Annotated in this window: 19 protein-coding genes; 6 read left to right on the forward strand and 13 right to left on the reverse strand. The window is 40.6% G+C overall.

Annotated elements, in window-relative coordinates:
• Positions 1–153 precede the first annotated feature (153 nt).
• The 5 genes from BOD01S_RS00280 to BOD01S_RS00300 form a co-directional block, all read right to left on the reverse strand.
• Entirely contained in the window at positions 154–1,467 is a 1,314-nt protein-coding gene (locus tag BOD01S_RS00280) for a hypothetical protein (protein WP_036159368.1), read from the reverse strand.
• A complete protein-coding gene (locus tag BOD01S_RS00285; RefSeq protein WP_036159369.1) occupies positions 1,451–2,092 on the reverse strand; it encodes a hypothetical protein in 642 nt (213 codons plus the stop codon). The genes BOD01S_RS00280 and BOD01S_RS00285 overlap by 17 nt, the downstream gene beginning before the upstream one ends.
• Positions 2,093–2,222: 130 nt before the next feature.
• Positions 2,223–3,056 (reverse strand): DUF2785 domain-containing protein, encoded by an 834-nt coding sequence (locus BOD01S_RS00290; RefSeq protein WP_036159371.1) that lies wholly within the window; start codon positions 3,054–3,056, stop codon positions 2,223–2,225.
• Between the two features lie 80 nt (positions 3,057–3,136).
• Positions 3,137–4,630 carry a vWA domain-containing protein gene (locus BOD01S_RS00295; protein ID WP_036159373.1) on the reverse strand — a complete coding sequence of 498 codons (1,494 nt, stop codon included), beginning with the start codon at positions 4,628–4,630 and terminating at the stop codon, positions 3,137–3,139.
• A gap of 84 nt (positions 4,631–4,714) precedes the next feature.
• Positions 4,715–5,827, reverse strand: a complete 1,113-nt coding sequence (locus BOD01S_RS00300) for an AAA family ATPase (protein WP_036159758.1) — start codon at positions 5,825–5,827, stop codon at positions 4,715–4,717.
• A gap of 421 nt (positions 5,828–6,248) precedes the next feature.
• On the opposite strand from BOD01S_RS00300, the gene BOD01S_RS00305 reads away from it, so the two are divergent.
• From BOD01S_RS00305 to BOD01S_RS00320, 4 genes are all read left to right on the forward strand, one after another.
• Positions 6,249–8,186 (forward strand): right-handed parallel beta-helix repeat-containing protein, encoded by a 1,938-nt coding sequence (locus BOD01S_RS00305; RefSeq protein ID WP_036159375.1) that lies wholly within the window; start codon positions 6,249–6,251, stop codon positions 8,184–8,186.
• Positions 8,187–8,321: 135 nt separating this feature from the next.
• Positions 8,322–9,431, forward strand: a complete 1,110-nt coding sequence (gene yfkAB / locus BOD01S_RS00310) for a radical SAM/CxCxxxxC motif protein YfkAB (protein ID WP_036159376.1) — start codon at positions 8,322–8,324, stop codon at positions 9,429–9,431.
• A gap of 61 nt (positions 9,432–9,492) precedes the next feature.
• Positions 9,493–10,263: a sporulation protein gene (locus BOD01S_RS00315; RefSeq protein WP_036159378.1), complete on the forward strand. Its 771-nt coding sequence runs from the start codon at positions 9,493–9,495 to the stop codon at positions 10,261–10,263.
• A gap of 269 nt (positions 10,264–10,532) precedes the next feature.
• On the forward strand, positions 10,533–10,967 hold the full coding sequence (locus BOD01S_RS00320; RefSeq protein WP_052125022.1) for a DUF4362 domain-containing protein: 435 nt from the start codon (positions 10,533–10,535) through the stop codon (positions 10,965–10,967).
• 115 nt (positions 10,968–11,082) lie between these two features.
• On the opposite strand, the gene BOD01S_RS00325 is transcribed toward BOD01S_RS00320, so the two are convergent.
• The 8 genes from BOD01S_RS00325 to BOD01S_RS00360 all read right to left on the reverse strand — a co-directional run bounded on the left by BOD01S_RS00325 (position 11,083) and on the right by BOD01S_RS00360 (position 16,618).
• Positions 11,083–11,700: a kinase gene (locus tag BOD01S_RS00325; protein ID WP_233153059.1), complete on the reverse strand. Its 618-nt coding sequence runs from the start codon at positions 11,698–11,700 to the stop codon at positions 11,083–11,085.
• A 21-nt stretch (positions 11,701–11,721) separates the two neighbouring features.
• Entirely contained in the window at positions 11,722–12,126 is a 405-nt protein-coding gene (locus BOD01S_RS00330; protein WP_036159380.1) for an NUDIX domain-containing protein, read from the reverse strand.
• A 44-nt stretch (positions 12,127–12,170) separates the two neighbouring features.
• Positions 12,171–12,629, reverse strand: a complete 459-nt coding sequence (locus BOD01S_RS00335; RefSeq protein WP_036159382.1) for a hypothetical protein — start codon at positions 12,627–12,629, stop codon at positions 12,171–12,173.
• A 369-nt stretch (positions 12,630–12,998) separates the two neighbouring features.
• Complete coding sequence (locus tag BOD01S_RS00340) at positions 12,999–13,280, reverse strand: hypothetical protein (protein WP_036159383.1); 282 nt, start codon at positions 13,278–13,280, stop codon at positions 12,999–13,001.
• Between the two features lie 10 nt (positions 13,281–13,290).
• Positions 13,291–13,680 carry an SHOCT-like domain-containing protein gene (locus tag BOD01S_RS00345; RefSeq protein WP_036159385.1) on the reverse strand — a complete coding sequence of 130 codons (390 nt, stop codon included), beginning with the start codon at positions 13,678–13,680 and terminating at the stop codon, positions 13,291–13,293.
• Between the two features lie 14 nt (positions 13,681–13,694).
• A complete protein-coding gene (locus tag BOD01S_RS00350; RefSeq protein ID WP_036159387.1) occupies positions 13,695–14,060 on the reverse strand; it encodes a DUF2089 domain-containing protein in 366 nt (121 codons plus the stop codon).
• A gap of 434 nt (positions 14,061–14,494) precedes the next feature.
• Positions 14,495–15,112 carry a histidine phosphatase family protein gene (locus tag BOD01S_RS00355; protein ID WP_233153060.1) on the reverse strand — a complete coding sequence of 206 codons (618 nt, stop codon included), beginning with the start codon at positions 15,110–15,112 and terminating at the stop codon, positions 14,495–14,497.
• A gap of 315 nt (positions 15,113–15,427) precedes the next feature.
• Complete coding sequence (locus tag BOD01S_RS00360) at positions 15,428–16,618, reverse strand: MFS transporter (RefSeq protein WP_036159391.1); 1,191 nt, start codon at positions 16,616–16,618, stop codon at positions 15,428–15,430.
• A 98-nt stretch (positions 16,619–16,716) separates the two neighbouring features.
• On the opposite strand from BOD01S_RS00360, the gene BOD01S_RS00365 reads away from it, so the two are divergent.
• Together BOD01S_RS00365 and BOD01S_RS00370 are read left to right on the forward strand one after the other, a co-directional pair.
• Positions 16,717–18,378, forward strand: coding sequence for an ABC transporter substrate-binding protein (locus BOD01S_RS00365; protein ID WP_036159393.1), 1,662 nt, complete (start codon positions 16,717–16,719; stop codon positions 18,376–18,378).
• A 162-nt stretch (positions 18,379–18,540) separates the two neighbouring features.
• The gene (locus BOD01S_RS00370) at positions 18,541–18,972 is read left to right on the forward strand and encodes a hypothetical protein (protein WP_036159396.1); all 432 of its coding nucleotides are present in this window, start codon (positions 18,541–18,543) and stop codon (positions 18,970–18,972) included.
• Positions 18,973–19,002: the final 30 nt, after the last annotated feature.

Genomic DNA, 19,002 nt, shown 5'->3' on the forward strand with positions numbered 1-19,002 from the left:
TCTCCATCACTTATCATAGCGCACTTTCAAACATAAGTAAATTACATTAATATTATCTTTTGCGATAAGTTTTCTTTATGACCCTTTAAGAATATGTCTTTTTTCTGCATGAACGAGCAGAATTTGTCGTTGCCGAATTATCCCTGCAAAACTTTACCCGTTTTCTCCGAAACGATTATATATTTTTGCGACGGTTTGGCTATACAAAGCGAAGAAATCGCTTGATCCCATTTGTTTGCTGTCATCCAGAGTGATAAGCAAATCATCCACTTGCAATTCAAATGGCAGCTCTTCTATTATAGTATAAATTAATCTGTTATACCAAGCTTCCACCGCCTCTTCCCCTGCATGAGGATATCTCGTCACGATCATCAGCGTATTTTCATGAAGCTGCGCAAAAATATATTGATCCTTTACTTGATGAACAATCGCTTCTTCAAGCTTGTCCTTAAAGGCCGTCATAAAATGAAGCCACTCAACCTGATTTACTTCTTCCCTCTTTCTCACTTGAATATGCGTACAGCAGAGAAATTCCCCATCTTTTGAGCGATCAAAAAATTCCTGCCCTTCCCGAAGAAAATGCTGGAGCGGATAAGCGCTTTTCTCTGCAGCGGAGTGTTCATAGGCCCCGGCTTTTTGATACGCCCATTGATAGCGCAAAACAGAATTTTTTAAATGTGCTTTTACTTCATTCACGGAATGCTTGTACAGTTCGTCCGTAATATAGTGAAGCTGTGTCTCGATATGCTCGCTTAAATATGTCGCATAAAGCAATGTTGCAGGCTGTTCGAATAACGTTAGCATTTCCCGATAAACACGCAGTCCCTGCTCCACTTCCCCTTCCTGGATTGTAAGCGTCGCTTCTATTATTGATAAAAGTATCTTTTCGCCTGCAGATTGACAATATTCACGCCGCCATTTATAACACTCGACATAGCTTTTAGCCTCTGCTGTATAACGCCCATCCAGCAAGCTAATGACAAGCTGCAGCTGAGCGTTGTAAAGGGAATAATTATCCTTAAGCTCCTTATCCTCTACAAAAAAACAAGCCATTGTCGCATAGTCGATGGCACGCTGGTACTTCTTTTCTTTTGCATATAGATAGCTCAGTATTTGATAGTACACACCAAGGAGTTCATCTTCATCATTCATTTTGGCGATCGGTATATCACGTTCAATCCGGCTTTTGGTTTCTTCTATTTTATAGTTGAAGGTTACAGCCATTCCTAAAGCTTTTGCGAGAGGTAGCTTATATGTTGCTAACTGCTGCTGATCCATCAGCTGCTCGGCATGATGCAGGATTGTCATTGCCTGTATGAATTTCCTATCGTTAAAATAGCAATGAAATTGTTCGATATAACATCCGAGCAGGGCAGGTAAATTATTTGATTGAAAAAAGCAGCGCTCCTGTTGCTTCAACTGCACGATATTAGCAGCGTTATTTGAATAGTCACTGAGGCGATTCATCTTTTTTATACACCTCCCGGCAGCTTAAAAAATGGTAGATTTTCTTCGCATCAAAAATCGCGTCTTCGATAAGCCGATTTATTACTGCACGATTTTTTTCTGTCGCTTCCATTAAGACCCTGAGCTTGCGCGCCTGCATACTGGCAAACTCTTTCGGATACCCTTCCGTTGTCTTTTTCTGTTCAACAAACAGCATGTAAAAATCAGAGGCCAAAAAATGCTCCATGTCGTCCACTTCCAACAGCTGCGGTGTGCACTCCCTGTGATACCAATAAAACAGTGCATTCGTTACATATATACTAGCTATAAATAATAGAGTGCGGTCTTTTCCGTAATTATGCTTAAAGTTGGCAACGGTATTGATATTTTGTACAGTAGCAAGCAAAAAAGCCGTGGAAGGGTAAATCATGCGCTGTTCAATATCGACGATTAACAGGCTGTCGTCATTCGATAGATATTGCCAAATATTAAATGCGACACGTCTAGTCATTAAAATATCTGACCCTTCCAGCAAAAGAAGATCTCGTATATGCTTATGCTCATCTGCAAGCCGGATGAATTCACCCAATTGTTCCTCGTTATCCAAAATAAATATAGAATGATGTTTTCTTATTAGGTCTTGCATAGTAAGACCCCCTATCATTAGATGCAATTTTCTTAATTTTCTCATATATAAGGGGAATAAACAATGGCAACTTGGGAAATATCATCTATGAAATTCCTCCAAATGCCATTTTTTTGTTACAAAAATCAACTTAAGAGAGCTTCATCCAGCGTTGAATAAAGATAGATGTGATACTGCGCAGCTTTTCATAACGGCTGGAAAACTTCAGTGTAAAGTAGAGTGTTTGCATGAAGTGAAGGATGTTGGTCCGCGCTCTGAACCATTCCTGTGTAAAGCCAAGCTCATAGCTGTATATCTCCAGCTTATCGAATACTTGCTCGACCCATTCTACAAGGATGTCTTCTTCAAAGCCTTTTTGAATCAATCCTTCTATAATTTTGACGAAGCGGTCCTCTTCATCATCTGTATATACCCGTCCCTTCCAGAATGCCTCTTTGACCTCCTGCAAAATATAAGGGCTGTTTTTCATATCAAAATGGCAGTGCTGGATAAGTGCAGCCAACAGGTCACTTACGTGGGCGATAGAATGCGCCCATCCCTTTTCGTCATTGACGAAGCTTCGCAAATCCCGTTCGCGCGCAAGGAGTGTTAGGGCACCCTTTGTCACAGCCGCTACTAATTCTTCATCAAGCAGTTCCAGCTGGCGGTCGGCATGTAAAATAGCCGTCAGCCATAACGCCGAGAACGATCTTGTAAATACTAAATCCCCCTCTTCTTCGCCAATTCCGGCTAGTAAATATGCTTTGCCGCTTAAGGAATGCGCAAAGCTTTTCAGCACCTCATGAGGAATCTGATCAGCCGATAATAGTTCCACGAACAACCGGTAATTGTACAAATCTCTTGTCTCACCATTAGGATGGCCAATATTTTGGAGCATCTCCTGTAGGAAATGGGGGTGCTGCTGTATGTATTCGCCCCGCTCTTCGTATGATAATGCAAGCACCTGCTCATAATTTGTTATCAAAAAAATTCCTCCTAAAACAATCGTTATTGTCATTGTAGAAGACAATGTGCGATTTTTCTAGGAGAAAGAACTAGGGTCTATTAATGTAGAGTAAATACCTCTTCTGCTTCAAACAATTCATTAACTTCAATTACCTTATCTGAAAAACTATTAACAAGCTCCATATCTACCGTGTTGATCAAGTTTGTCAGTACAATGGATGTACATTCAAACTTCCGTTTCTTTTTCGCTATGTTAAAGTCTTCTATAAATCTGCTCGATAAGAAGCTGGAGCCATCCGTCACAAATAGAATATCCGCCTCATTGAAATCACTCTTTCCTAAAATCTCAAGTGAAGCACGTAACGGTTTTTCATAATTCGTACCACCGCCGAGAAAGTGATTGCTGAATGTAATAATATCCTTTGACGAAGAGCGCCCTTTCGGAAAAATAAGAATTTCCCCAATATCACTGGCAAATGGAATAATGGCAAAATCCCGCTTTTGTCTTCGGGCAATCATTAAAAGGGCCAAACAGAATGCTTTGCTTTCTTCCATAATAGAAGTCATCGAGCTGCTTTCATCCATACAAATAATAATGGGTCCCCGCCCTTTTCTATTTTTCCCCTTTGTATCAAAAACAAAGGTTTGCTGCTCGGCGTATCTTCTTAAAAAATCCAGCTTGGAATCCGGCATGATGAAGTTAGCTACCTCGGTTGGCAGAAGTCTTGCTACCTCCTGTCCAAGCGTAACATCCTTACGTTCCATCGTCACCTCGTGCTTGACCTTCATGCGTTTTTTGGCAATCCGTTTGAACTTCCCTGTCATTTCGGCAATTTTCTTTAATGTATCATGCTTTTGAATATGTTCTACTAGCTGAAACTGCTCGCTCATCGGTAATTGGTCTGATTTCTTCCCATCGATTGTGCCGATTTCAAACAGTGCCTGCTTCGTTTTTTTAGTCTCTTGCTTAGTCTCCGCCAATATTTGCTGAAGCTGCTGACCTGTGATATTTTGGAATGCCTCTTGAATCGCTCGTTCTGCCTGAATTTTATCTTGCATGGCATAGGATAATTGCTTTTGGACAAATTCCCTTTGCAGCTCCGTTCGTTTTTCTTCCTGGCTGCCTGCTGCCGCAAGGTTATTCATATGACCTAACCGTGCCTTCGCCCTTTCTTCACTTCGCAGGGCACGTTGCTTCTTCAGCAGGGCTTCCTGTACTTCGGTATTATAGGAAAGCAACTCCTTCAAGCGCTCTCCCACTGCCACAGCTGTCAGGACAGCCAGTAAATCATCTGAAGCAGTGAGCGTATGCCAGCGTGCAAATTCTTCTGTCTGCAGCAGCTTCGACAGCAGTCCATACTGGGTCGGATAGCGTTCTTTTTTTCCTTGGTCAAGCTGGGGAGCGGAAGTGTAAAATGCATACCAGATATCACCGATTATATTTGTGTATCCATTGAAAATTCTTTCCCCGTCCTGACACACCTCCTGCAAAACCTGGGCAAGTTGGGCCAGCTCATTAAACCGTTCAAATTGCCGGCTTGTTTCGATCAATACTGTCTCTTCATACATCTTTCTGTCTAGTTGTTTATTCATTCTCTCACCTACAAAAAGAAGCGCTGAAAAAGGCGCTTCCGTTTTATGATTTTTCCCTTTCTCTTGGCGAACTGCTTTCGGAAGCTAAAAGCCAATGACTTCGCTCGTCATTTTCAGTAACCGCTGGTGCATCTCGTTCTTTAACGAGACAAGCTCTTGGCGGTTCGGCATTTGCTTATTCATTTCCTGTACTTCCATAAATAATGTCTTTCCTTGCATCAGCAGTTCACTAAGCCTTGCACGTGCTCCCGGTGTCCGATTACTCAAAGTACTTTGAGCATGTAATACAATTACTTCAAACTCGGGAACGACCCGGTTAATAAATGTTTCCACTGTATCATGAACAATCTCATACAGAATTTCCTTTGTTTTTTCCTTTTGATCAATAGACTCCCACAGGGCATGCTCCAAAATGGCCAAATCGGTACGGTTTACTTCAAAACGCCCATCAAGATAAGCCTTTGCACGGAGTAAGGACAGCGTTTGTTTAAAGCGGCGGTCAGAAGGGCGTATTCCTTCATCCCGCAGTTTACTGCGGATTTTAGCTAATGTTTTAAAAATAATGTCAGGAATTTGGACGGATTTCACTCGTTCCTGATGTTGAAGAAGCTCCGACAATGTCAGCTTCGGTACAATCACTTCTTTGTCATCCTTCAGCATGGAAATAAATACGTCCTCTTGCCGGATGTACTCAACCTCATATCTTAGTAAAAATCGGTCAAATAATGCTTCTAACCCTTCCCCTTCTTCAATATATTCATTAGAAGAACCTACTAGGGTCATAAGCGGTGTCGGAATTGGGATGCCGTTATTGTAATAAACGCGTTCATTGATCAGTGTGAGAAGCGAGTTCAAGATAGCCGAATTTGCCTTAAAAATTTCATCGATAAAAGAAAAATGGGCTTCTGGCAGCATCCCTTCCGTATTTCTTTTGTAAATCCCCTGCTCTAAATCCTTCAGTGATAGGACGCCAAATAGCTCTTCAGGGGTACTGAAAGGGGTAAGCAGGTGCTGGAAGTAGTAGGTTCCTTCCACAATTTCACCCAGCATACTTGAAAGCGCGCTTTTTCCAGTACCCGCCGGACCGATAAATAAAATATGCTGCCGGGAAAGAAGAGCTGTCATGAGCGCTTCTATCTCGGTCTCCCGGTCATAGAATTTACTGTTCAAAGCCTGTTTTATTTTTTGCAACCGCATATATGACATGTTCCACTCTCCCTTCTCTTATATGTATGTACTTGTATCATCCGTTACGCCTTCGTATAATTACCGCTGTTTAATGAAACACTCAGCAGCTGACCCGCTGTACAACTCTCTTTGCCCATATTTCTGCTGCTTAGCAGGAAAACAGCGAGATGAAAAGGTGGAAATATTCTGATTTTATTTCGTACTATAACTTTTCACTTAGAGAGCGCTTTTTAAACCTTCATCCGCTTATCTGCTGGAATTATTCTCCTCTATTTTCCCACCTGGCAGGACCACTTTGTATCGCTTTTCATAGTTGTCTTCATTTTGTCATTCTGTCACCTTTTTTATCAATATTTTTTATTAGTAGGTTAACAATTTGGTTTTTTGTGAAAATAAAGGTTAATATCACTTTCGACAAAGGAGGGCTTTTATGGCAATCATTAAAGTGTCTACCTCTATCTTTTCAGCAATCAAGACAATTGAGCGTGCAATGACAAAGGCAAAACGGGGCGATGAAATTCATTTAGCGTCCGGTCAATATAAAGAGTCCATTCAGTTCCATGAAACGGTTGCGATGAAGGGGAAAAATAATAGAGATACAATAATAGAAGGGCTTTTTATCGTTCCAGAGCATACAACTATAACATTCGAGCAGCTGACGATTATCCCGACTGCCCAGTTTTTTATTGAAGGAAGGGCTGTTTTTAAAAACTGTCTTTTTCAAGGTGCCCAAACAAACGTAATTCTCTCCGTAAGCAATGGAGAAGTCGAGCTTGAAGACTGTACCATTGAGCAGGCAAAGGATGTCGGCTTGGCGTTATTTAATAAAAGTGAGGCAACGATTACAAACTGTTTGTTTAACGGAAACGGGAAATCCCATCTCTTGCTAGAAAATTCACATTTGACGATAGAGAACAGCGAACTGACAGATGCTGTACACAGTATGTGGCTGAAGGATGAGGCGACGATAAAAAGTGTCGGAAATCACATTCATCATCACAGCGGAACGCAAATTGTCGTACAGGAACGTTCAGCATGGATAGATTCTTCCAGCACCCTTTCCCATGGCAAAGGCAACGGCGTTTACGCAACAGGGGAATCGACCGTAACATTGCTTGGCTCATACATGCACCACCAGCAGCTGCCACAGATCTGGATGCAGGAAAGTGAGTTACATGCCAAAAATTGCACGATTGAAGATGGTGAGGAGTCGGCTATTATGCTGCGGGAGCATGCTTCTGCTGAAATTGTCAAATGCACCATTGGCAATCACAAAATTGCGAATGTGCAGGCAACGAAGGAATCTCGCCTGAATATTGAATCCTCACAGCTGCATAGCTGCGAAGGAGTCGGTGTGCAGCTGAGGGAAAAATCGATCGCGAATTTCTTGGATACAACTTTTAAAGACCATGTACTGTCACAGCTTTTTATTACAGAACAATCGATCGCCTCTATTAAGGGGTGTAAATTCACGGATGGAAAGCAAGTAGGTATCCTGATGGAAAAAGGCAGCAGCTGCACAATTGCAGATAGCTCCCTTGCCGGTCATCAGAATACGGCGATCACGGTAATGGAGGGAGAGCTGACAGCGCTGGATTGCGAGCTGGCGTATAATGACGGGAACGGTATATTAGCTGTTACAAATGCAAAGGTACAGGTAGAGGGCTGCCGGATGTATGAAAATGAGATGCCGCATATTGCAGGTAAAGCGAATGCTTCGATCACTATCCATCAAACGGAATTCTATAAAGGAAAAAGTCTGTATATAATTGACCAGTCCACCCTTACTGCCTCCGATTGCAAAATACACCAAAGTGACGGAGTGCAGATAGAGATCAGTGATCAGACAGAGGCAAACTTAACACGATGTGCCATTTCAAATGGTAAGACAAATGGCTTCAAAGTGTTACGCAATTCACATTTAGAGCTAAATGACTGTCAAATTTCAAACCACGCCTTACCGCAAATTGTATTAAATGATAGTTCCCTTACGATGAAAAACAGCGAGCTATTAAATGGCGAGCGCAATGGATTGATTGTCGAAAATAACAGCGAAGCATATATCCAGGATTCTTTCATTACAAAGCATATTTTCCCTCAAATATGGATTGATCTTGCATCCTCGGTTGAACTAAAAGATACCCAGCTTACTGAAGGCGCTGAATCAGATATATACGTCCAGAATAAATCATCCCTTCATGCATCTAACTGCATTATCCGGAACGACCGGTTCCAGTACAATGTGCAGGCAGTGAATTATTCAAACATTACATTAGAAGATACACTTGTAGAAAACTCTTTCGGAAAAATATTTTACAGTGAAAATAATAGTGTCATCACCCACTCTTTAGATGAGGTGAACGACTAGTTGGTGAACGGATTTAGGACTGCCTGTAAAAGGAACAGTTTGCTAAATCCGTTTTTCTAATTTTGCGACTAATGGAAAGCTATAGTCGCCCACATAAATTTATGAGAAAATAGATTGTATGAAAGGAAGATTACAATGATAACAATGCCTCAAATCACTCCAAGTTATGATCCGTGGGAAGCTTATTTAGATGTAGAAAAGCACGGTGGACTAACTTTATCCAATATTGAATTTACAACAACAACACTCTGTAATATGCGCTGCGCCCATTGTGCAGTCGGCTATACACTACAAACAAAGGACCCCGATGCCTTACCGATCGAACTGATGTTAAAACGATTGGACGAAATACCAAACTTGAAAACCCTCTCTATTACAGGGGGTGAGCCGATGATGTCGAAGAAATCGGTGCGCGGCTATGTGCTGCCTATTTTGAAATACGCGCACGAACGCGGCGTACGGACACAAATCAATTCAAACCTGACAATCGATGGGGACCGTTATATGGAAATTGCCCCGTATTTAGATGTTTTACATATTTCACATAACTGGGGAACAATCGAGGAATTCGTTGAAACTGGCTTTGCGATGATGGAACGTAAACCGACGTTCGAACAGCGTGCTGCCCTCTTTCAGCGCATGATCGATAATTCCCGGATGCTTGCGGAAAATGGTGTCATGGTATCGGCCGAGACGATGCTGAATAAAAAAACGCTGCCGTATTTGGAACATATCCATCATCAAATCGTACATGAAATGAAATGTGCACGGCACGAGATTCACCCTATGTACCCATCAGATTTTGCCAGTGCGCTTACTTCACTTTCACTACAGGAAACACGTGAGGCAATCCATCATCTGCTCGATATTCGACACAAGGATACTTGGATGCTGTTTGGTACATTACCATTTTACCCTTGCAGTATGAATGAAGAGGATCAGCAACTTTTAAAACGTCTCCGTGAAACGGAAAAGGTGACATTACGTAATGATCCGGACGGCCGCTCCCGACTAAATATTAATATTTTCTCCGGGGAAGTGATCGTTACGGATTTTGGCGATGCACCGCCTCTTGGCAATATTCAAACAGATACCCTGCCTGATGTGTTCGATCGATGGCTTGAGAGCGATCTGGCGAAAAGCTTGAACTGCCACTGCCCTGCCGTGAAATGCCTCGGCCCAAATGTACTCGTGAAAGACATGTATTATAAGGACGAGAAATTTATTAGCGGTTCTGTAAAATAATTTGAAACTTTTTCCTATGCCCTCCGTATCTATAAGTAATTAGATAAGGAGGGCATATAATATGTCTATTTTTAACAAAGTACTTGCAAGCGTCGGGATCGGGGCTGCAACCGTTGATACAAAACTGGATAGTTCACGCTACACGGCAGGTGATGTGATCCGTGGAAATGTGGAAATCATGGGTGGCAATGTTGAGCAAAACATCGACGCGATTTACCTGACACTTTACACTACCTATATCCGGGAAGCGGATGATAAAAAATATACTGACCATGCAGCCATTACGAAATTTAAGGTAAATGAGCCTTTTGTAATCGGTGCAGGTGAACGAAAATCCATTCCATTTTCCTTTAACCTTCCGTATACGACACCCGTTACATCCGGAAAAACACGCGTCTGGGTACAAACAGGTCTTGATATAAAAATGGCAGTCGACCCATCGGATAAAGACTATATTGAAGTAAAGGCAGCACCACTTGCTAACGAAGTATTACGTGCTGTGGAGGCACTTGGCTTCCGCCTGAAAAAGGTAGATTGCGAGACAGCACCAAAACGCTTCCACACACCGCACGTATTTATCCAGGAGTTTGAATTCGCAGCGACAAACCCGGCATATAGAAGCCGCCTCGATGAATTGGAAGTCACATTCCTGAACCAATCATCCGGCAGCGTCGAAGTCCTGCTTCAAATCGACCGCCGTGCACGCGGGCTGGCAAGCTTCCTGTCAGAGGCACTTGAAATGGATGAAAGCTTTGTCCGCCTTACATTTACAGACCGGGACATTCCGATGATGCAATCGACAATCAAACAGGCGATTGAGCGGAATATATAATATTTGAAAAGCAGCTTCTAACTTGCATCATCTTTTCATCAAAAACATAACAAGCCTTCTACTGCTTATACGAAGCGGCAGAAGGCTTTAATTTCATGGATTGTGCAGCATTGAATTTCCCAACTTTCTATTTATGTCTGTTAACCTCTCACTTTTTCGTTGACGATGGAAAACAAGATGATTACTTACCTATTGCGGAGGTATTGATATGTCAAAACTATTCGGTAATCCATGAAAAAATACGATAACATTTAGCGAGGTGCTGATCTATGAAGAAAATATATCTATATCTTCCCCTCTTTTTCACGCTGGCCGCCTGCGGGGAAGAAAATGCTAATCCGCCAAAGACATTTTTATCCTCATTCTTTACGCCTTCTGAACAGGATGTTGTAAATAAACATGGGAAGATTACAAATTTAACACGCTTCGAGGAATTCTTCGAAAATGTGCAGTACTCGAGGAAGGATGCTGTCCGAATCGTCGCTTATACAATTGAAGGGGATGCTATTATTACAGAACTCCAATTTGACGGCAGCACAATAGAATATATCCTTGATACAACACGGGATGCATATGGTCAACAGGAAGTAATCACAACGAATTGTACGTCTATCGAAAAGCTTGAGACCGAAGAAACAATCGAATATCAAATAGCCGGCTGTGAAAATGAAACAGATGGAACTCTGCTAATTGTGGATCAATAACTTGCATTAAAGGATATAAAAAAGGAGGCGCAGCTTTACTAGACATTCCCTCCACTTAATTTTCCCCTCTTTTTTCCATTTTTCGATTGCTTTTTCATAGCCTGTAGGTTTCTTGTCACGATGGAAAAATACTATGGGCTAGTTTCAATGGAGATTGTTTATTCAGGTAATAGTCTTCAGCAACCCAATATCTCTCTTCATATTTTTTCACTCTCTCTGGTATATTTCCTATATACGTATCCCTCTGAAGCACACGGTCGTATCTAATCTCCTTCGGGCAATCTAAAAAAATAATATAATCATAATAATTTTTCCATTCCTCTCTCAATAGAAAAACCCCTTCGATTATTACGATCTGATCAGGGCGTAGATGAATTGTTTTATTCACACAAGTATCTAGATCTTTTCTATAGAACGGTAAACGTAACTGCCGTTCATTTTCATGAATCCTCTTGTAAAGGTGTTCTTCCAAAAAAATAGTATCCCACTGTAACTGATAATATTCATACCATTGGGCATGCCCTGTACCATACCGCTTTTGACGCTCAACAATATGATCGTCTATATGTATAACCACTATATTCTCCAGCTTATCCTTTAATTGATTGACAAAAGTCGTTTTACCCGCCCCGCTTAAGCCATCAATCGCAATGATGAAAGGCCTGTTTACATAATGTTTATTATGTAAAGTTAATATGTGCTGTTTTATATGCTCAAGATCGTGTTGTTCCACTTTGCTATGTCCTCCTTTCATTTAATAGAGTGATGCCTCGTTACTCAGCAGTTCTTGCAGCATTTCAGCATCTTCCGGATAAAGAAGCTCTATAGTATGAAGTTGTTCTTTACTTTTCCAGTCTACTTCCTCAATCAAACCGTCTGGATCATGATACCGTATCGTCCCGCCTATATATGTACACATAAAATAATAGGTCGTCACATCATAATTTTCTTTTACTGCCTTTTTAACAAATAATGAACTTTCTACTTTTACACGATAGCCGGTTTCTTCCCATACTTCCCGACAACACGCAGCCTTTGCGGTTTCGTTATCTTCTATGCCGCCGGAAGGAATCGACCAGGCAGAGCTGCCCTTTGCTCTCACCATCAGCAACCTTCCCTCTTTTATGACAACGGCTGCCGATCCATCCCATTTTTTCAAAGTGGTCTCCCCTTTTCTTTTCTATCTTGTTTTTACTCTTCCAATTACCGAATAACAATATTCCCAACATATTGGGCGCTTCCATTATGATTTGTATCAATGTCAACCACTAGTATATATTCACCTTTTTCTTTCGGTAAGTAGAAGTCCTGGCTGCTTTTTTGGTATTCTAAATCAATCTTTTTTTCTCCTTGCCAAAGGGAAACATGTATCCCATCCGGGTGATAATCTCCATCCTCAAAGTTTATAGCAACCAGCTCTCCTGCATTAAAATATATAACGTTTTGTTTTATTGCTAATGACTGAATATCCTTCGTTTCTTTATTGTATTTTTCATCATAACTCCAATCGATGTTTGCTTCTGTTAAAGTTTCGTCGTTGTTAGTACCGTTTGGAGTAAAGACGGTAACAGTAGGTGGAGAAAAATCATAATCTTCTCCTATACATCCGGTTAATAAAAAGACGAATAGTAACGCTATACACCGCTTAAAAAATGTGTCCATATCTCTTCGCTCCTTCACATATGCTGTTTCATTAATTTTGATGCTTCAAGCACGCTTGTTCTGCCAAAGCCCGGGTAATAGTTCTTTCTAAAATATTTAATGGGCTCTTTGAAGCGGGCTGCTTTTATAATCATTATAAACTTTTATAAGGAGAAAATAGGTAAAAATGTTAGTTAAGTAGCCGGCCGGAAAGCGGTTTTTCCCTAAAGGAACGGATATGATTGGGATGGATTACTGCAGAGGGTTTAATAACTTAATGTTAAAGGATTGATAATAAATAAACAAAGCCCGATTTTCTCGGTTTAGCAAGGGAGAAATCAGGCTTCTTCATTTAAATGGCAGGCGTTGTTTGGTATATTCTATCATTGGTTACAGTCTAATTTTCACCTCGGTACCGTCCTTCGCCTTTACATCTACGAGCACGATTCCTTTATAATTTTTCAGTTCCTTGACGATTGGCTTAAGCATTTTTTTATCTATGTGCGGAAAGGCAAAATCGATATTATTTTTTTCGAAGTGTTCCTTTGTCCATTTGTTTGCATTTTGCTGTATAAATTTTGATGTCAAAATGGAGATTGCAATATTTAAAATAGCGTATGGAATAGGGATTGTAAAACGAACATCTTTCGCTTTCACTTTTACATTCATCATAGGCAGATCACTACTCAATGAAGACTGAAACGATATCGCCGTTTGCCGATTTAATATCAACAATTTGGCCGTCTAATTCGTTTTCAATGGCTTCCATAATAAGGCTGATGTCTATATCCTTTACGTACTTTTCGGATTGGGGAATACTCGCTGCGATGCTGTGGCCCGCCATTAAGACTACCTTAACAAGCTTTATCGGCAAATTCACCGTAACGTTATCGTTTTCGGCGGAGATGACCCGGATTTTCAATGTCTTATCCAAATATTTAACAGGTTTTTCTAAAAACTTATTACTTGTTTCTTCTTTATCCTTTAAAATTTGAATCAACTCTGAACCTTTATCTGCATCAATTTTCCCTTCCTGCACCATCGTCAAGACTTTTGTGATTTCCTCTTTCATAAATAAACTCCTCCCTATTCCTCTTTTAAAAGCTTAATCGCTTCTTCGGGCGTAATTTCACCATTCTCCAGCATCGTCACAACTTTTTTCTCATCTACTTCATTTTTCTTCTTCTCTTCATATCCTAACGATGAAATGATGTCTGCCAGCTTGCCTCGCACCGTTGGATACGAAATACCAAGCTCCTTTTCAACATCTTTAATATTCCCTCTGCAAAGTAAAAATACCTCCACGAAATGAAGCTGTTCTTGAGATAAGGAGGCCAGCTTAGAAAATTCAAACTCATTTTCAATCGTAGTGTGGCAATGGGAGCAATGCAGCTTTGTAATTTTTAATTTATCATTGCAGACAGGACAATTTGTGATTACTTTATAGGCCATATTGAAATTCCTTTCTTTAGGTTAACTTAATTATACAATAAACAATTTTAAAAAGTAAATAACAAAAATTAATTTTATTTAAATTAAAAATTAATTATTTTAATTATACGTTTGTTATTATTAATTTAATCATCTAATCGTTCATTACCTGGGCCAACCTTCTTTCGAAAAGTACATACTTACATAATGGATACCACCCTTGACACTTTAGACGACTGATTATTTTTACGTTGCTTCACGGACATACTCTTTTATAGACCGAAGTAAACAGCCATATGTTTTAACCCCGCTCTAAATGCAGAGCGGGGTTATGTCTGTTTTACGTATGAAATTTAATTACTTGATCGTTTACGTTGCCCGGTCATTTTCAAGCTGAATTCTCGTGGCTTTCATTGCTTCCTGACTTTTAGAAATATGGTATACGGCAACAATATCTAATAAAATTCATCATACTCTGAGCAGAACCTTTCTATCTTCCTATCGGATAGCTTAAAGAACGTATTGTGGGCTACCTCTAAAACTAAGGATTGTTCTTTTGGTAAACCTAGATATACTCCTCTAATTATTCTACCTGTTAGTCCATGTGACATCACAATTACTTTTTCCTTATGGCGTATAGAATGCAGCCATTCTGATACCCTTTTTACAACTGAATCATAGCTTTCTCCATCAGGAGATTGAAAATACCAATTGTAGCCATTCGCGTTTTTCATAAGTTCCGGCCAAGATTTTTCGATTTCTTTTATAGTCAAACCTGCCCATTTACCGACAGAAACTTCCTTTAATCGATCATCCGTTATTACGTTGCCTTTATCAAAACCGTTCACCTGGCACATTATCTCAGTGCTTTGCTGCGCTCTTCCTAATGGGCTTGAAAATAACTCCCACTCTCCGGGTTTGTCTATAAGCATTTTCAGCAATCTTGCATTATGTTCTACCTGTTCAATACCATTAGCCGTTAATGGTGAATCAAGCTCTCCTTGATACCGGTCCTCTGTATTAAATTCAGTTTCTCCATGTCTAAGTAAATAAATGGTTTGTTTCAAATCCATAGCCTCCAATAGGGGTTCGTCTTGCGTATTCACATTCCCGTCAAATACGAAGTGATTACGTAGTACCATGAACGTTAATACCGAAAAATCATACTACGCTAAACTCATCTGGCACTTTTTCTTTCTTTGACAATCTATTTTTTCAACACCTGCTCAATTATTATATGTATCTGCTGACATATTTATATAATACTGAAAACGCTCTAGCTTTATCTGATATCCGCCCTTTACGTTTCTCTATTCAATACGTACTCTTTTCGATTATTTTCTTCATCCCACACTACTTACTATAGCACGTTATTTTCCCGTTTTTTTCTATTCAATTTCACTAAACTTTGCTTTTCTGAGTAAAAAGAAATTCATGAGTACCGCTAATGCGGAGATGATGAAAATAAATGGCACAGGCCATACTTCCGCCCACATACCGCCGATCATCAAGCCGAGTGGAATAACTAATTTCATAAGCATGGAGGAGGTACCGGCTACTCTTCCAAGTAAATGATTCGGCGTCGTTTCCTGTCTGATTGCTAAATAGATGATGTTTGTCATCACGCTTATACATGTTCTGAGTGCAAGCAGGATACCGAGCAGCCACCAGCTGTGAGCGAAGAAGAATACGGTAAGCACGATTGCTTCGATAAGAACTAGAGAACAGTAAATCTGTCCGCGCCTGAAGCGGTTGCGCAGCGGTTTCATCAGCTTGGCCCCGAATATGCCTCCGATAGCTGCAATTGTATACATCAGGCCGAGCTGTTCCTTTGTATTTCCTAAAATATCAATCACATAAAATGTCATCACACCAATAATTAAGCTGGATGCAAAATTACTGATGAGAATCGTGATTGTCGGTGTGAACAACTGCTTGTTACCGACAAGCTCCGTTACTCCTTCTTTTATATCTGCCCATATCGATTGCTGCTGCGGGTGTACGGGGGTCTCTGTCTTTTCAATCCTACAGGCAATCAGCCAGCTGCCTCCCATACAAATGACATACAGCCATAAAAAAGCATCATAGTTGAACCAGACTAGCAGCATTCCGGCAATGGAAGGGCCGACAATGGAGCTGATCGTAAATATAAGCGAGAATTTCGCTTGAATATCTGTCATCAATGACTTTTCAAATAACTGCGGGGTAATGGCGTTTGAAGCATTCCCTACTGTATAGCCGAGCGTCGAAAGCAAAAAGCCGAGAACATATAAATGCCAGACTGTCGTTTGTTCAGCAGAAATTGAAAGAAGTAAGCATATCGAAAGAACAAATCGAATGAAGCCCCCGTAGATAAGCATAATATTACGGTTTAACCTGTCGACGATGACTCCTACAATCATCCCCAATAAGACATTTGGCAAAAATTCCATCATTCGCATCGTACTCATTGCTAGGGCTGATTTCGTCAGATCATATAGCACGAGTGGAATGATGAATGTATAAATCGTGGAGCTTACAGCTGCGAGTATATTCATGCTGTATAGCTGGCGGAATGTCTTATTTGTGTAAAAATTCATCTTGAATCACCTCTTTTTCAAGGGTACAGTAGAAAAAAGAGAACAAAAAGTGTTCACTTCTAAATATTGTGTTCACCTTTTTAGAAAAGGAGCCCGCTATGCATTATGAATTAGCGCTTTATTCACATTTTCCTGAACAGCAGCCAACGTATACCTCCATCGAGGAACTTGCTGCTATTTGGTCCTGTTCGACCCGTTATGCAAAAACCATTATCCAGCGTCTGGCCAATGAAAAGGCCGTATCATGGGAGGCTTTCCGCGGCAGAGGAAAAAAACCGATTCTAACGTTGAAACGGACAAAGCTTGAGGCTATTCACCATGTGTTTGATTCTCTTTGGCAACAGGAGCATTTTCACGAGGCTTATACATTATTGATGTCCCAGCAGCTATTACATCACCCCGTTGCTGAAAAATGGCTAATGGATCGGTATGGTGTCCAGCAGCTTCCGACAAACGAGCATATTTTCCGGCAGCCCTTTTACAAAGTTGATGTGAATTTTGATCCATTAAACGGACTGTCGCGTCATGACCGACACTTTGCAAAGCAGCTGCATGAAACGCTTTTTTCCTACAATCCAGCATCGAAAACGGCAGAGGCCAACCTTTTATTTCATTATGAAACAGAAGATAACCGGACTTGGCGGTTCATCGTAAGGAAGGGTGTCTATTTCCACAACAATCAGCAGCTTACAGCACATGATATCAAATGGTCCCTTGAAAGAGCAGCCTCCTTTACGGATTCCTTTTTTACATATGAGCAGATAGACGTCCTGCATGATTATGAGTGTATTATCACCCTTACGAAAGCTTTTCCATTGTTGCCGAGATGTCTGGCCAGCTACCGGACGGCTATTCTCCCGCGCTTTCAGGAGCAAGGGAAAATCGGCTGCGGTCCTTTTAAGTTTGTAACGGAGACAGATGAGAAACTGCGGCTGAACGTCTTTCCAAACTATTTTAAGCAGCGTCCATGGATTGACGGAATTGAAATTCTCTACACTGATTCAGATGCCGGGTTTGGTATTTCGTTTACACCTTTTCACGAAGCAACACCATCAACTGAACTCGTTTTTAACGAAGACGGAGCTGACTTCATTTCCCTCAATATGAGAACAGGTCCTCTAGCCGATCCACTGTATCGTGAAACGATTTACGCCCTTATTGACGAGCATGAATATCTTATTAAAGAACGGCGGGAAATTCCTGCCTATAGTTGGGAATACGGAAAAATTCTAAAAACAAAGGCAGCAAAGGTACGTATCCCCGCCGAACAGTTCCCTCCATTAAAAATCGGCTTCCAGCAAATTCGTGACGGTGTCAATCATGAACGGGAAGCGCGAATTTTTCAAAAGGTACTTGAAAACTATGGCATTGAAAGCACATTGGAGCTTGTCGATCTCAGACTGCCTTTAACCGATGTATCTTTCTGCTATGATGTATTCGTTGGGGGCTATGCGCTCGGTCCAGATGTTTTGCTAGCGTTAATCGCCCTTTATACAGGTTCATCTACAACCATACTTGATATGGCAACAGATGAACTGCAGGAAATGATAACAGAGCTCAGCGAGAAAGTAGCACATCAGGACGAGACTAACGAAATGATGGACAGCATCTGTTCTATTGAAGCAGAACTGCGAAATGCGTATTGCCTGAAATTATTGAATCACCGTTCACACCGCCAATACATTCGTCGGAACCTTCATTACGAGAATATCCAATTTGACTCCCATGGGCGGATTGATTACAAGCGAATCTGGATGTAGCAGGTTTTTCGATAAAAGAAGACTATCTTAATGAGTTTATAAAATTTATGTATAAAAGATAATTACCGAACTAGAAGCAATAATTATCCAAATTTATTTGAAACTTTATATATTTCCACTCGTAAGTAATAATAAACAATCCACTTTAGGAGGTTTTTGGTAATGAATAAACTTAAGAAAAATTCAATGTATTTATTGTTTCTCAGTTTGATTCTTTTATTAGCAGCATGCACCAGCAAACCTACACCTGAAAATGAAGCCTATATCGCTAAAGCTAGTGATTTTGAAGACAACGTTTTTACCAGCAGCCAAAACCAAAGCATAGGGTTATTTGGTAATGACTTGAGGATTACAGGTATCTATGATAAAGAAGCTAAAAGAAAATCCAGCCTTGATAGTATCATTTCCTCGATAAGCGGCGGAACCGGTAAACAGATTGAAAAAATTTTCACTAATGCAAAAGTAAAAACAGAAGGCGCTAAATATTATATTACGGCTGATGAAGGAGTTTCACTTACTTTCACAAAAGTCGGAGAACGAATAATTAAAGATGAAGAAGGAATTGAATATAGTACCCCTGTTCACTCTAAATAACTACTAAAAACGACTCAGATATCTGAGTCG

Source organism: Lysinibacillus odysseyi 34hs-1 = NBRC 100172 (genome assembly GCF_001591965.1).
Taxonomy (GTDB): Bacteria; Bacillota; Bacilli; order Bacillales_A; family Planococcaceae; genus Lysinibacillus_B; species Lysinibacillus_B odysseyi.

Excerpts from the sequence above, each read along its gene's own strand:
- BOD01S_RS00280 (WP_036159368.1), bottom strand. The coding sequence starts at position 1,467 with ATGAATCGCCTCAGTGACTATTCAAATAACGCTGCTAATATCGTGCAG.
- BOD01S_RS00285 (WP_036159369.1), bottom strand. The coding sequence starts at position 2,092 with ATGCAAGACCTAATAAGAAAACATCATTCTATATTTATTTTGGATAAC.
- BOD01S_RS00295 (WP_036159373.1), bottom strand. The coding sequence starts at position 4,630 with ATGAATAAACAACTAGACAGAAAGATGTATGAAGAGACAGTATTGATC.
- BOD01S_RS00300 (WP_036159758.1), bottom strand. The coding sequence starts at position 5,827 with ATGCGGTTGCAAAAAATAAAACAGGCTTTGAACAGTAAATTCTATGAC.
- BOD01S_RS00305 (WP_036159375.1), top strand. The coding sequence starts at position 6,249 with ATGGCAATCATTAAAGTGTCTACCTCTATCTTTTCAGCAATCAAGACA.
- yfkAB (WP_036159376.1), top strand. The coding sequence starts at position 8,322 with ATGATAACAATGCCTCAAATCACTCCAAGTTATGATCCGTGGGAAGCT.
- BOD01S_RS00315 (WP_036159378.1), top strand. The coding sequence starts at position 9,493 with ATGTCTATTTTTAACAAAGTACTTGCAAGCGTCGGGATCGGGGCTGCA.
- BOD01S_RS00320 (WP_052125022.1), top strand. The coding sequence starts at position 10,533 with ATGAAGAAAATATATCTATATCTTCCCCTCTTTTTCACGCTGGCCGCC.
- BOD01S_RS00335 (WP_036159382.1), bottom strand. The coding sequence starts at position 12,629 with ATGGACACATTTTTTAAGCGGTGTATAGCGTTACTATTCGTCTTTTTA.
- BOD01S_RS00340 (WP_036159383.1), bottom strand. The coding sequence starts at position 13,280 with ATGATGAATGTAAAAGTGAAAGCGAAAGATGTTCGTTTTACAATCCCT.
- BOD01S_RS00345 (WP_036159385.1), bottom strand. The coding sequence starts at position 13,680 with ATGAAAGAGGAAATCACAAAAGTCTTGACGATGGTGCAGGAAGGGAAA.
- BOD01S_RS00350 (WP_036159387.1), bottom strand. The coding sequence starts at position 14,060 with ATGGCCTATAAAGTAATCACAAATTGTCCTGTCTGCAATGATAAATTA.
- BOD01S_RS00355 (WP_233153060.1), bottom strand. The coding sequence starts at position 15,112 with ATGGATTTGAAACAAACCATTTATTTACTTAGACATGGAGAAACTGAA.
- BOD01S_RS00360 (WP_036159391.1), bottom strand. The coding sequence starts at position 16,618 with ATGAATTTTTACACAAATAAGACATTCCGCCAGCTATACAGCATGAAT.
- BOD01S_RS00365 (WP_036159393.1), top strand. The coding sequence starts at position 16,717 with ATGCATTATGAATTAGCGCTTTATTCACATTTTCCTGAACAGCAGCCA.
- BOD01S_RS00370 (WP_036159396.1), top strand. The coding sequence starts at position 18,541 with ATGAATAAACTTAAGAAAAATTCAATGTATTTATTGTTTCTCAGTTTG.